Source organism: Phaeocystidibacter luteus, assembly GCF_008933115.1.
Taxonomy (GTDB): Bacteria; Bacteroidota; Bacteroidia; order Flavobacteriales; family Schleiferiaceae; genus Phaeocystidibacter; species Phaeocystidibacter luteus.
Window position 1 is genome coordinate 69,745 of record NZ_WBVO01000014.1, and the last position, 13,117, is coordinate 82,861.

At 46.6% G+C, this 13,117-nt stretch carries 8 protein-coding genes; 6 read left to right on the forward strand and 2 right to left on the reverse strand.

All coding sequences use genetic code 11. The features are described 5' to 3' along the window. Nucleotides 1-38: 38 nt before the first annotated feature. Complete coding sequence (locus F8C67_RS13575) at nucleotides 39-2,210, reverse strand: S9 family peptidase (protein WP_151668406.1); 2,172 nt, start codon at nucleotides 2,208-2,210, stop codon at nucleotides 39-41. A gap of 57 nt (nucleotides 2,211-2,267) precedes the next feature. Here F8C67_RS13575 and F8C67_RS13580 point away from each other — a divergent pair, with 57 nt between their 5' ends. The 6 genes from F8C67_RS13580 (at nucleotide 2,268) to F8C67_RS13605 (ending at nucleotide 12,047) form a co-directional block, all read left to right on the forward strand. Beyond that, nucleotides 2,268-3,680, forward strand: coding sequence for an FAD-binding oxidoreductase (locus F8C67_RS13580; protein WP_151668407.1), 1,413 nt, complete (start codon nucleotides 2,268-2,270; stop codon nucleotides 3,678-3,680). A gap of 17 nt (nucleotides 3,681-3,697) precedes the next feature. After that, a complete protein-coding gene (locus F8C67_RS13585; RefSeq protein ID WP_151668408.1) occupies nucleotides 3,698-4,435 on the forward strand; it encodes a zinc-dependent peptidase in 738 nt (245 codons plus the stop codon). 81 nt (nucleotides 4,436-4,516) lie between these two features. Continuing rightward, the gene (locus F8C67_RS13590; RefSeq protein WP_151668409.1) at nucleotides 4,517-6,817 is read left to right on the forward strand and encodes a T9SS type A sorting domain-containing protein; all 2,301 of its coding nucleotides are present in this window, start codon (nucleotides 4,517-4,519) and stop codon (nucleotides 6,815-6,817) included. Between the two features lie 78 nt (nucleotides 6,818-6,895). Further along, a complete protein-coding gene (locus F8C67_RS13595; RefSeq protein WP_151668410.1) occupies nucleotides 6,896-9,193 on the forward strand; it encodes a T9SS type A sorting domain-containing protein in 2,298 nt (765 codons plus the stop codon). 41 nt (nucleotides 9,194-9,234) lie between these two features. Continuing rightward, nucleotides 9,235-10,419, forward strand: coding sequence for a motility-associated ABC transporter substrate-binding family protein (locus tag F8C67_RS13600; protein ID WP_151668411.1), 1,185 nt, complete (start codon nucleotides 9,235-9,237; stop codon nucleotides 10,417-10,419). A 71-nt stretch (nucleotides 10,420-10,490) separates the two neighbouring features. Further along, nucleotides 10,491-12,047 carry a SulP family inorganic anion transporter gene (locus F8C67_RS13605; protein WP_151668412.1) on the forward strand — a complete coding sequence of 519 codons (1,557 nt, stop codon included), beginning with the start codon at nucleotides 10,491-10,493 and terminating at the stop codon, nucleotides 12,045-12,047. Nucleotides 12,048-12,093: 46 nt separating this feature from the next. On the opposite strand, the gene F8C67_RS13610 is transcribed toward F8C67_RS13605, so the two are convergent. Next, nucleotides 12,094-13,026: an SPFH domain-containing protein gene (locus F8C67_RS13610; protein ID WP_151668413.1), complete on the reverse strand. Its 933-nt coding sequence runs from the start codon at nucleotides 13,024-13,026 to the stop codon at nucleotides 12,094-12,096. Nucleotides 13,027-13,117: the final 91 nt, after the last annotated feature.

The window sequence follows — 13,117 nt, forward strand, 5'->3', positions numbered from 1 at the left end:
TTAGATTAAATAGTCTAGGCTTTTCGAGAATCGCCAAATTAAAGATTTTCCTGAAGGAAACGAGTCATCTTCGTGTAGAGGTGATATCTCGTCATTCCTCCAAAGATGCTGTGGTTTTTATCAGGGTAAATGAACAAGTCAAACTGGACGTTCGCTTGTACAAGGGTTTCAACCATGCGCATCGTGTTCTGAACGTGCACGTTATCGTCGGCACTACCATGAACTAGCAAGTATGAACCGCGAATTTTTGATGCGTGATTGATCGGTGAGTTGTCGTCATAACCACTGGCATTCTCCTGTGGTGTACGCATGTATCTCTCCGTATAAATAGTGTCGTAAAATCTCCAATTTGTAACTGGTGCAACCGCAATCGCAGCCTTAAACACGTCAGCTCCCTGCGCCAAGCAGTTTGAGCTCATGTATCCACCATAGCTCCATCCCCAAATGCCGATTCTCGCAGCATCAATGTACTCCAATGAACCGAAGTATTTCGCGGCTTCAATCTGGTCAATCGTCTCGTAGTGTCCCAATTGCTGGTACGTGATTTTCTTGAATTCAGATCCACGAGCTCCCGTACCGCGGTTGTCTACACATGCCACTATGTATCCCAAGCTAGCTAGGTATTGATAATACATGCCGTTCAACGCGTCCCAGTTGTTTACTACTTGCTGTGAACCTGGACCTCCATACACGAACATCAACAATGGATATTCTTTGGTTGGATCAAAATCGTGAGGCTTAATCATCCATCCATTCAATTCGATGTCTTCTGAGGTAGTGAAGTCAAAGAATTCTTTCGGAACGTAGTGATAGTCTTCCATGCGGTCGATCAACGCTTGGTTGTCTTCCAATACACGCATTTGTGTGCCATCGGCCTCGTGCATGGTGTACATCGCAGGACGATCCACACTCTGGAAGGAGAGCATGTAATAACTCATGTCGGTGTTGAACTGAGCAGATGCCGAACCTTCGCCAGTGCTCAAGCTCTTCATTCCGCGGCCGTTCAAACGAATGCGGTACACCTCACGTTGCGATGGATGAACCGCCGCTGCCTGGAAGTACGCATACTTCGAATCCACCCCGTATAGTTCGAGTACGTCCCAATCACCATCCGTGATTTGTTGGATGTTCTCACCGTCGTCATCCACCATGTAAAGATGATTGTAACCGTCTCTTTCACTAGTGAATACAAGGTCGCCGTCTTCTGTGAATCGGAAGTTATCCGAAATTTCAACGTACGCTTCGTCGCTATCTGTGAGGAAGAGTTCAACCTCGTAGTCGTCCTCACAATCGATTTCCCAAAGGGCGAGTTCGTTTTGGTGACGATTCATGGTGAAAATGATAGCCTCATCTTCCGGATTCCACATGATGCGCGGAATGTATTCGTAGTCGAGGTCTTCTAAAACCTGAGTTGTTGTGCCAGCTGCAGCGTCATAAATGTGAGCGGTTACAACGGCGTTCTTTTCTCCAGCCTTTGGATACTTGAATACGTCCTGAGTAGGGTAGAGCTCATTGCCGTACACGTCCATCGAAAACTCCGGAACTTCACTTTCGTCGAAACGCAAGAAAGCGATGTACTGTGAGTTTGGCGACCACCAAAAGGCTTTGTCAAACGCAAATTCTTCTTCGTACACCCAATCGGTTGCACCGTTAATAATGGCATTAAACTCGCCGTCTTCAGTGATTTGAGTAACCGCTTGATCTTCTAAGTTGAGCATGTAGAGATCGTTCCCTTGCACGTAGCCCACTTTCATTCCGTCAGGCGAAAATGTAGCGTAGCGAATCTTGCCTTCACCCACTTTCACGATGGCTTTAGACTCAAGATTGTACACGTAGAAGTTGCCCTTAGTACTGTGACGATAGATAGATTCTACGTTTGCAGCAACAAGAACTTTCGTTTGGTCTTTGTTGAATGAATATTGAGAGAAGGGAACAGGTTCTCCGGCCGCTTCAGAAATGTCGTTCATGCTGAAAAGCGCACCAAGTGAATCTCCAGAGGAGAACTCAAATTGAGAAACGTAACGGTTGTTGTTTCCAGATTTGATCATTGTATAATGCTCGCCATCCGGCATGGATTGGTAAGCTTCGGGAGCTGATCCCCAGAATTTGAAACTCCAAACATCTTCGAGGGTGATGGTGTTTTGAGCCTGTGCGGATAATGTGAGAACGGCAGTGAATGCCAGAGATAATCGTATAACGTTCCGGTACATATACATTACTTTTGGAATGTTGTCGTCTTTGATAACGGCCGAAAATAAGCATTTCGAATGGACGGATGGGCTAGAATCACCACAGAAGACCTTACAGAACTCAAATTAATCGTCGGCGAAGACCATCTCCGATCCGATGAAGAGTCTCGCCATGAATACGGACATGACGAAACCGAGGATTTAGTGCATCCACCCGATGTCGTAGTATTTCCTGCATCCGTTGATGAAGTTTCTTCCATCTTGAAGTTCGCAAATGAGAGGTCGATACCCGTGACTGCTATCGGAGCTCGGACCGGACTTTCGGGCGGAGCTTTGAGCACGCATGGCGGAATTGCTCTGAGCATGAAACGTTTTGATTCTATCATCCAAATCGACGAACGCAATTTTCAAGCCACCGTGGAGCCAGGTGTAATCAACCAGGTTTTTCACCATGCCTGTAAGGCCGAAGGATTGTTCTATCCTCCCGATCCCAGCAGCTGGGGAAGCTGCACATTGGGCGGAAACCTGGCGTACAATGCAGGCGGCCCCAAGGCGGTGAAATACGGTGTTACCAATCAATATGTGTTGAATCTGGAAGTCGTACTCGCGTCTGGAGAAGTCATATGGACAGGTGCCAATGTGCTTAAGAATTCAACCGGATATAACCTTACACAACTCATGGTGGGAAGTGAGGGCACTTTAGGCATCATTACTAAAGTGGTTTTCAAACTTCTGCCGTATCCAAAGGAAGATCTCACATTGCTTGTTCCTTTTTCGTCTGCAGAGAATGCATGTGCAGCAGTATCAGCAATATTTCATGAAGGCGTTACCCCAGCGGGAATGGAATTCATGGAGCGCGATGCCATTGATTGGACACTCAAATATGTGGATGATGTGCAAGTTCCAACCGGAGAAGACATCGAAGCGCATTTGTTGATAGAACTTGATGGTAACGATGCCGATGTCTTGTTTAAGGACGCTGAGGTAATCGCAACGGTAGTAGAAAAATTCGGAGCTGGAGAGGTGCTCATTGCGGATAATCAAGCACAACGCGATGCACTTTGGAAACTGCGCAGAAGAGTAGGCGAGGCGGTAAAGAGCCACAGCATTTACAAGGAAGAAGACACAGTTGTTCCACGCGCTGAACTTCCAGTTTTGCTCAAAGGAGTTAAGGATATTGGTGCCAAATACGGATTCAAGTCGGTATGCTATGGCCATGCTGGCGATGGAAACCTACACGTAAATATTGTGAAAGGGGAGATGACAGATGAAGCCTGGAACACCGAATTGCCCAAGGGGATTCGTGAAATCTTTGAATTGGTGAAAGGTTTAGGTGGAACGATATCTGGCGAGCATGGAATTGGCTATGTGCAGAAGGACTACCTGGACATTGTTTTCAATGATGCTAACTTAGCTGCTCAGAAAGCCATCAAAAAGGCGCTTGATCCAAAAGGGATTTTGAATCCAGGGAAGATTTTTCCCGGCAGTTAAACGGTACAGCTCTCTCTATGCTAAAAGTGAATTCTATATTCGGATTTACCGAATACCCTAAGTGTTCTTTCACTCCAAACGACCGGTTGGAGGTGGAGGTGCATTACCCCTTTGTGGGATTATTGGATTCTGCTGATAGGAACAAGTTTTACAAGCGACTTTGCGCGCTCATGAAGAATGTCACCCTCCATGAAAAGGGAGTTGAGCTTACGCGTACTGATCGGATGTTGATAGCCGCTCCAGCCATAATTCTATCCTTTGGGTTTAAGCACTTTCACTGGGGAAGATTTAAGCACGTATTCGTGTATCCCGAGGCGTACAAGAACAAAAAGACGGGGAATTACCATCACGGTGAAACGAGCCCAATAGGCAGTGTGGTGGTGAGCTGGCGACGTGTAAAGGAGGGCTTAGATAATCCAGATGATGCATTGCACTTGCTGTACCACGAGTATGCGCACGCCTTGATGTTAAGTAGAAAAGGAAGATACACCCGAGAGGATCGTCAGTTTGTTCGCAGAATAAATCGACATCTCGAAGACTTCATGCGTTCACGTGAAATTCAAGACAGTAAACTCTTGAGGAAATATGCCTTCGCAAACCCCTGGGAGTTCTTCGCTTGTACCATAGAGGAGCTCATGGAACGCGCTGATTCTCTTAGAGATTACCATCCGAAGTACTATGCGTTTCTCATCAAGCTTTTGAATATGGAGAAGTATGAAGGTCTTCTACTGCAGCAAGCCTCTTGGTACCGGTAGAGCGTTCGAAAACTCACTTGTGATTTCAAGGCGTATGAATTGAAGTAAATTCATCCTTGGAATTCAATATCCTCTCTCACTATGAACAAGTTTCTTTCAGTCTGCTCTTTTGTATTACTGTTGCTTTTCTCGCTTCAGTCTTTTGGCACACATACGCATGTTGGTAGTGCGGCACTTACCTATGAATATGTGGGAAACAATAGGTTCGTGTTTACGTTGCAAACGGTATCGTTTTGTCCGCATGCCATGTCAAGTTATCCGATTCACTCAAGCGTCACGCTAACGGATGGAACGGTGCTTTCCTTGGACACCTCATTCTTCCTATCACCTGGATGCGCGATGCCATGCGGAGCCGATACCACGGGAAATCCTGAAGCAGTCTTGGCCATCTATAAATCAGGCCAGATTCTAGTAAGCAAACCACCCGCTGGAGGAACAACTTTCATCTTCGTTTCCACTGGACTGCGCCCTTCTGTTCCAACGAATGTCGGCTCAACAACTTCTTTGTATGTGACGGCAACCATGTATCCTGAAGGATATCCCAGATCTTCTGCTCAAGTGGATATAGCCTCCCAAGATGAGGCCTTTGAACCGAGTACGCCAATTACCATACGCATGCCTTCATTCTCTCTTCAAGGTGATAGTTTGCACAGAGAACTTGCCCCGTCACTCTTAAATACGGGCATGCCACACACCTACACGGGTTCTCTTTCGTTTCAAGCTCCTGTGGATGGATTTGTCAACTATGATAATCTCACTGGAGAATTAACATCATCCGGCCTGCCAGCCAATGTGTACAACTACATTGCTCAAAAAGTTCAGAGCTTTTCACCGTTCGGACTTAGTTCAAGCATTCATTGGGAGCGAGGTGCACGTGCATTTACTTCATATACCGCGCCGACCACCACCGCTCAATTAAAGGTGTCCCACGACCCTAGTTTACAAGTCACCTCGAATCCCGATTCCACTTTCATCACCTTGTATGTGAACAGAGGAGATACAGCTGAATTGGATTTCAACTTGTTTACTACCGTCGGAACTACCATCGAGTACGAACACACGATCTACGGCTCTAACGGGAGCGATGTTGATGTTTATACTAAGCCAGGGTTCGTAAACCCGTCACCCTTTATTCCGCAAATCAGATTTAGCATAGCATACCAACCGGATTCGACCTCACAGTCGATGAGTACCGTAATGCTCACCGCTCACGACAATGCTTGTCCAACGTTGCCTCATTATGTTCAGGTGAACCTCGTTACTTCCTCCATCCCAATGCCGGTGCCAGACACGGTTTACGGGTGTTTGAGTGGGGATGTTATTCTGAATACAAGTGTTTCTGGAGGCGATTGGGTGCCTAACGATTCTATTCAGAAGCTCGGTGCCACGACGTATAGACACACAGTAAACGGGTCGAAGTTGTTGATCTACTACGTAAATGGCGTGCCCGTGCAGTCTGCCTGGGTGATTGGGGCCAATCTGCCAAATCCTACTTTCGGGACGGTAAATGGTGGACCAGGGCTTACCAATGCGAACCAATTCCTCGGTGCCGATTGGTATTATTTCGATGTGCTTGTCGACAGTAATATCCTCGTCTTGCCATCTACCTCAGCATGGGGCAATTACCAACCTATGGCTTACACAGGTCAATGTGTGAAATGGGGTCCGCTTTCTGCTTATCAGCGACCTAATTCTGTCATTACACAATTCATGAAAGATAAGCTGGCCACAGCCTACGAAACCTTACCTGTTGGAACGCAAATTTCGTGGGAGGTTGAAAAGGATAGCCCAGGTAATCTCTGGCCACAATCCCTCATTTTCCCGGGTGCACATGGTGTTGGACAGTTTGCCATTGAGGTTGACAGTTCCGGGGTTGTGATTTACAGCGACACCACAGAAGCCTTCGGCCCGTATGCCAAGCGAATGACCTTTCCGCATGCCTACGAGGGAATAAACATGCTTTGGTCGAATGGAAGATCCTTCAAGTTTACAGCCACCGTCGTAGGTGGGGATATGGAAGTTCCTGTGGGCGATCTATACAGAAATGGAGAAGCTTATGGGGGATTCCTTCACAAGAACAACACCAACCTGCCTGATTCGTCGTGGTACTTCATGCCGTTTGTGCTCCAGACCTATTCGGGTGTTGGGGTTGACGAGTTCTCACGAGCTGAATGGAGCGTGTATCCGAATCCTGCATCAGATTTCTTGCAAGTCGAGGGAATCGATGAAATTCAGCACTTCACCATTATCAATCAGTTTGGACAGATTGTATTGAGTGGAGAAGTTTCAGATAAAGCGATTTCGTTGGCTGATCTTCCTGGCGGTATCTATTTCATTCAAATTGATGATCAGGTAGAGCGGTTTGTGAAGGTGAGAAATTGACCTAGCATTTCGCATACTCATCCGTCAGTGTACAACCGCATTTTTGAGTTAGTTTAGTTGTTAGATTTTACTGTTGGTATGAAAAGACTTTTAATTCTACTCGCTTTTGCCTTTCTATCGCTTTCGTCGTTTCATGGCAATGCGGCGCATACGATTGTTTCTGGAGGGTCCCTTACCTATGAATACGTAGGAAACAATCAATTTGTATTCACATTAAATGTCGTGAGTACATGTCCAGATGATTTCGCATCCTTCGTGTCTACAACCTCCATTTCAAATGGAACAATGGTACATCTGGATACTGTCTATTCACTAGAGTCGGGCTGCACATACCCTTGCGACACTTCTGCTCCTAGTTACAGTAACACTGTATTGTGTGTCTACAAGTCGAGTCCAACAACTATTCCCATGCCTGCAAATGGCGTAGAGGAGTTCTACTGGAGTGTAATTAGCAACTTTCGTCCTTTCGGCAGTGCCAACGTAGATACCCACGAAGAACAGATTTATTTCAGCGTGAAGATGTATGCAGCTGGATATCCAAGATCATCTGTTCAAGTGGAATACGTTGGAAGTGATTTTCATCCTTCAAATTCACGGGTGAATCTTCACATGCCTTTTTATTCCACAACGGGAGATAGCACCTATAGCTCTCTAACGTCAACTCTGAATGCGAACGGTACCACAAAAAATTACCTCGGTCATCTTTCTCCCAATTATCCGATTAACGGTTTTGTTAGTCATAACGGGAGCACAGGTGAAATTGTGGCAGATTCACTTGCTACAGGGACCTGGTATTACGTGGCTCAGAAAGTTCAAGGGATTTCAAATTTCGGTTTGACTTCAGAAGTTCTATGGGAAAGAGGTTATTACGCACCGGCTTTGTTTCCGACTACAATTGATACACCTGAAGTTTTTGTAAGTCACAATCCGAACCTACAATTGAGTTCGAATGCCGACTCTACAAACATTTCTTTATTTGTGGCTAGGGGTGATACTGGTCAAATTGATTTCAAATTGATTTCTTCTGTGGCTAATCCATTGGAGTATCGCTTTAGGGGTGTGCCTGCCGGTTCTTCTGATATGGCCATTGCGAATAAACCCGGCTATGTAAATCCTTCACCGGCTATTCCACAGATTAGTTTTGACTTCAGTTGGATGCCAGACAGCTCATCGCAATCTTACAGGACAGTAATTTTAACTGCTCATGATTTTTCCTGTCCGGGAGTACCTGTGGTCGTCACGCTTCATCTTTATACTAGTCCTCCCGATATCGAGATAGATACGGTCCTTGGGTGCTATGGTGGGATGGTTACACTCCCTGCGCCTTTAGTTCCAGATGGAGATTGGATGCCTGGCGATTCAGTTGCAAAAGTGTCTCCAACGACATTTACCACAACCTCTACTCAACCCAAATTGTATAGCTATTTCGTAAATGGTGTTCCAATTCAATCGGCATGGGTCATTGGGATAAATCCGCCACAACCTACTATCGGAAGCGTAAATGGTGGCCCAGGTCTAACGAATGCCAATCAATTCGAAGGTGCCGATTGGTACTACTTTGATGTATTGATTGACACGAATGTTCTGGCTTTGCCGTCTACAGCCGCGTGGGGGAATTATCAAGCCCAAGGGTATGTGGATCAATGCCGAAAATGGAGCCCTGTAGTGCCTTATCAACGTCCGAACTCCGTAATTCAGCAGTTTATTCAAGACACTTTAGCAAACGGCTTTGAAGTTTTGCCTACTGGAACACAGCTCACTTGGATGGTAGAAAAAGACAGTCCAGGAAACTTATGGCCGCAATCCCTGATTTTCCCAGGTGCAACAGGTGCTGGACAGTTCGTTGTAGAAGTTGATACATCGGGGACTTTAGTTTACAGCGACACATCCGAAGCCTTCGGTCCATACGCCAAGCGAATGACCTTCCCACATGCCTTTGAAGGATTTGAAATGCTTTGGTCTAACGGAAAAACGTTTGAGTTCACAGTGACTGTGATAGGTGGAGACATAGTAGTTCCAGTGGGGGATGAGTTTGTGAACCACGAGTACTTTGGGGGATTTAAGCATAAAGTCAGCTCCGGACTTCCAATTAACTCAGCTTATTTTATGCCATTTGTTATTCAAGCTTACTCAGGCATTGGAGTAGAGGAACTCTCAAATGCCGAATGGCGCGTATATCCCAACCCTGCTTCGGACTACTTACAAATAGAAGGGGCGGAGTACGGACAATCGTACGCGATTATCAATCAAGTTGGACAAACCGTGCAAAGCGGTGTGATTACCGAGCAGGCCATCTCGCTGAATGAATTGGCCGATGGTATTTACTTCATTCGAATAGGAGAGCAGACAGAGAAGTTCGTAGTTTCGAGACGTTAATCAGATTTCGTAAATTCAACGTGCTGTCTTAAGACTCACCTATGAATTACTTCCAGATATGGGGGATAGGGTTCATCTTAACTCTATCCCTTTCTCTTTCTGCGCAACAAGTGCCTGATACCGGGTATGTTGCACATTGGAATCACCCTCCATACGCGATGGGTGAAGGTCCGGTCGTGGGAGTCGATGGCGCTCATAACAACTTTCATAAACTCAATGCGGGTTTCCGCGCCTTCGGTAATGTGGCTGAGGCGGGTGGATTTAGAGTGGTATCGGTAGATGAGTCTTTCACCGAAGAGTCTTTGTCGGATCTTGACATACTTGTTATCGCCAATCCGCTTCACGCATCAAATCTGGGTAATTGGCAATTGCCCTGTCCCTCAGCGTTTACTGCGTTCGAAATTAAGGCGGTTGACCGATGGGTGAAAAACGGAGGTAGATTGATACTGATAGCCGACCATATGCCCTTTGGCGGAGCGGCATATGACCTTGGAATGAACTTCGGCATTGAGTGGGAGAATGGCTTCGCATCCATCGAATCGGGCGGTTTCGGAGATTTGTTCACTGATCATTTTGCCCCTTTTACAAACGCCGATTCTATCAATTCCATCCGAACGTTCACAGGCTCGGCTATGTCGTCGAACCGTGCAGATGTATACCCCATCATCATTCTAAGTGAAGGTACACTTAACCTACCAACGATTGCTTGGAATTTCGATTCGTTGAATACAGCTAAACCTCTTGCCGGTTATTATCAAGGCTGCTGGACCAGGGCCGAGAAGGGCATCGTGGTTTGCTTAGGTGAAGCTGCCGGACTTACCTCCCAACTTGTTGGACCAGAAGAATATCCTGTGGGGATAAGTACTCCGAGAGTAGGAGGGAACCTGGGATTTATTCAAGATATGCTCATCTCACTAGCTCCAGAGAACGACGATTTTATGGAAGCCCTCGGCTGGCTCCGTTACCGCGAGAAAACAACGAAAGTGGGCGACATTCCCTTCCGCTTTCAGGTGATTGATTGGCAACGCCAGCCTGATGGACACATCATGCTTTCCGGTGAAATTATTGGCTCGGCCGTTTCGTTCGAAGAGAATGAAGAGGATTACTTCGTAGTTGAGGTCGGTCCTATGGAATCTGATGATCCCAACTACGACGATCGCTTTTCTCGCTGGAGGCAAGTGTCCGAGTTCACTTTTAGCCGTGAGCCCATCGTTTATCCCGATTAGCAGAAGCTCACTCCCCTTAGAGGTGTCATGCCTCTACAACTTCGACTTTTTAGACCCTGAATTTTATATTGATGTTTAAGTACTTAAAACACTTCAAGCAGGATTTTCCTGCGAGTATAGTAGTATTCCTCGTCGCCCTACCGCTTTGTTTAGGCATTGCCGTTGCATCGGGCGCATCACCCTTCGCCGGAATTATCTCCGGAGTTATTGGTGGCATTGTCATTGGCTTTCTCAGCAAGTCGCACTTGAGCGTAAGTGGTCCAGCCGCGGGCTTGGTTACAATCGTCTATACCGCCATTCACGATTTAGGATATGAGACCTTTCTTCTAGCGGTCATGCTAGCGGGTGTTATTCAATTGCTGCTCGGGCTTGTTCGAGCGGGAATCATCGGTCACTTCTTTCCGTCATCTGTTATTAAAGGCATGCTTGCGGCAATCGGTTTAATACTGATCATGAAGCAAGTGCAGCACATGTTTGGATACGACGGCGACCCGATGGGAGAGTTCTCCTTCTTCCAACCAGATGGCTTCAACACCTTTACGGGCATGATTCGTCCGTTTCAAGAACCCGTGGTTATGGGCGCCATCATAGTTGGCTTCTTCTGTTTGGCCCTTATGATACTTTGGGCTCGACCAATGATTCAAAACCACAAAGTGCTCGGCAGAATTCCTAGTGCGGTCTTGGTCGTAATCGTTGGAGCGGTCATCAATTCAATCTTTGCAGCGGTTAACCCGGAGTTGGTTCTTGGTGGTTCTCACCTTGTGAATGTTCCGGAGTTTGACGGCTGGACGGATTTCACGGATAAGATCAAGACGCCAAATTTTGCTTCCCTGGGGAATTCTCAAGTGTATGTAGTGGCAATAACACTCGCTTTGGTGGCTTCACTAGAAACCTTGTTGAGTATTGAGGCGGTTGACAAAATGGACCCTCACAAGCGAAGAACTTCTCAGAATGCGGAGCTACGCGCTCAAGGGATTGGCAATACGCTGAGCGGACTTATTGGTGGACTTCCGATTACAGCTGTGATTGTGCGAAGTACGGCCAACTTGGAGTCGGGGGCACAGTCGAAGCTTTCGGCGGTATACCACGGTATTTTGTTGTTGATAGCGGTATTGGTTTTCCCTTACGTCATCAACCTGATTCCGATGGCATCTCTGGCAGCTATACTGATTATGGTGGGCTATAAGCTCACACGACCTTCGCTCTACAAGGAGCAGTTTAGATTGGGGTGGGATCGATTCGTGCCGTTCATTGTAACGATCACTGCCATTTTGATGACTGACCTACTCAAAGGTGTGGTTGTCGGCCTGGTAGTTGGAATCTTCTTCATCCTTCGTGCTAACTACAAGGTTACACTTCAGTCGGATCAAGAGAATGAAAAGGACGGAAAGCGGGATGTTCACATCAAGCTTTCGGAGCACGTTTCCTTCTTAAACAAGGCGAAACTTCAATTGCGACTCGATCAAATTCCGAATGGCAGCCATGTGATTATTGATGGCACGCATACGAAGGATATCGACTACGACGCGGTTGAAGTAATCTACAACTTCAGCGAGGTTGCTGAAGAGCGGCAAATCAACCTCGAATTGAGAGATATTCCTGAAATTGAATCGTATTACCGCAAATAAAAAAATCCCGCTTCTGGCGGGATTCTTTTTTTGATTTATTCGGAGCTTACTTGTCCTTCGGCGATCCTGGATTCGGACCATTGAGTTTTCCGATTTCGTTGGCTGCATGGAAGGAGGTGATCATGTTGTTGAGCATGTCTCCTGCTGCAGATGGCGTATTTGGAAGAAGTATCAAGCTGCTGTTGCTATTCTCACTCACCGCGCTCAAGGTGTCGTAGTGTTGTGTGATTACAATTAGGGCAGAGGCCTCTTGGCTGTTGATGCCAACTTTATTGAGCACTTCTACGGATTCTTCCAAACCGCGCGCAATTTCGCGACGCTGATCGGCGATACCTTGACCTTGCAGGCGCTTGCTTTCTGCTTCGGCGGCAGCCTTTGCTACGATTCTGATGCGTTCAGCTTCACCGTCGTATTCAGCCGCAACCTTCTCACGCTCGGCCGCGTTAATGCGGTTCATGGCCGCTTTTACCTGTTCGGCCGGGTCGATATCCGTCACAAGGGCCTTGATGATGTCATAACCGTACTCGTTCATCGCTTCTTGCAGCTCGCGCTTCACGGCAATCGCGATATCATCTTTCTTGATGAACACATCGTCGAGACGAAGGCGCGGCACCTCAGCACGAACCACGTCAAATACATAGGAAGTAATCTGATCGTGCGGAGATTGAAGCTTATAAAAGGCATTGTAGATGCTATCCTCAAGAATGAGATACTGAACAGAAACCTTCATTCGAATGAAAACGTCATCCTTGGTTTTGGTTTCTACAAGTACATCGAGTTGTTGAATTCGCAGGGAAACGCGACCGGCGATGCGATCGACAAATGGTATCCTGAATTGGAAACCAGGCCTACGAATGCTCTGAAACTTACCGAATCGTTCAACCAATGCGGCTTGTTGTTGCTTCACGATAAAGAAGCCAGAAAGAATGAGTAGTACGAGGAGCGCTCCAAGTACCATGTATACAGGATGGAATGGCATAGTTGGGGTTTATTTAGTTGTTGGGAATATAGGGAATATCCGGGTTTGGGACTTATAGACCTTTGGACAAATGGACCATTGGACTTATGGA

Excerpts from the sequence above, each read along its gene's own strand:
- F8C67_RS13595 (WP_151668410.1), top strand. The coding sequence starts at position 6,896 with ATGAAAAGACTTTTAATTCTACTCGCTTTTGCCTTTCTATCGCTTTCG.
- F8C67_RS13610 (WP_151668413.1), bottom strand. The coding sequence starts at position 13,026 with ATGCCATTCCATCCTGTATACATGGTACTTGGAGCGCTCCTCGTACTA.
- F8C67_RS13585 (WP_151668408.1), top strand. The coding sequence starts at position 3,698 with ATGCTAAAAGTGAATTCTATATTCGGATTTACCGAATACCCTAAGTGT.
- F8C67_RS13590 (WP_151668409.1), top strand. The coding sequence starts at position 4,517 with ATGAACAAGTTTCTTTCAGTCTGCTCTTTTGTATTACTGTTGCTTTTC.
- F8C67_RS13575 (WP_151668406.1), bottom strand. The coding sequence starts at position 2,210 with ATGTACCGGAACGTTATACGATTATCTCTGGCATTCACTGCCGTTCTC.
- F8C67_RS13600 (WP_151668411.1), top strand. The coding sequence starts at position 9,235 with ATGAATTACTTCCAGATATGGGGGATAGGGTTCATCTTAACTCTATCC.
- F8C67_RS13605 (WP_151668412.1), top strand. The coding sequence starts at position 10,491 with ATGTTTAAGTACTTAAAACACTTCAAGCAGGATTTTCCTGCGAGTATA.
- F8C67_RS13580 (WP_151668407.1), top strand. The coding sequence starts at position 2,268 with ATGGACGGATGGGCTAGAATCACCACAGAAGACCTTACAGAACTCAAA.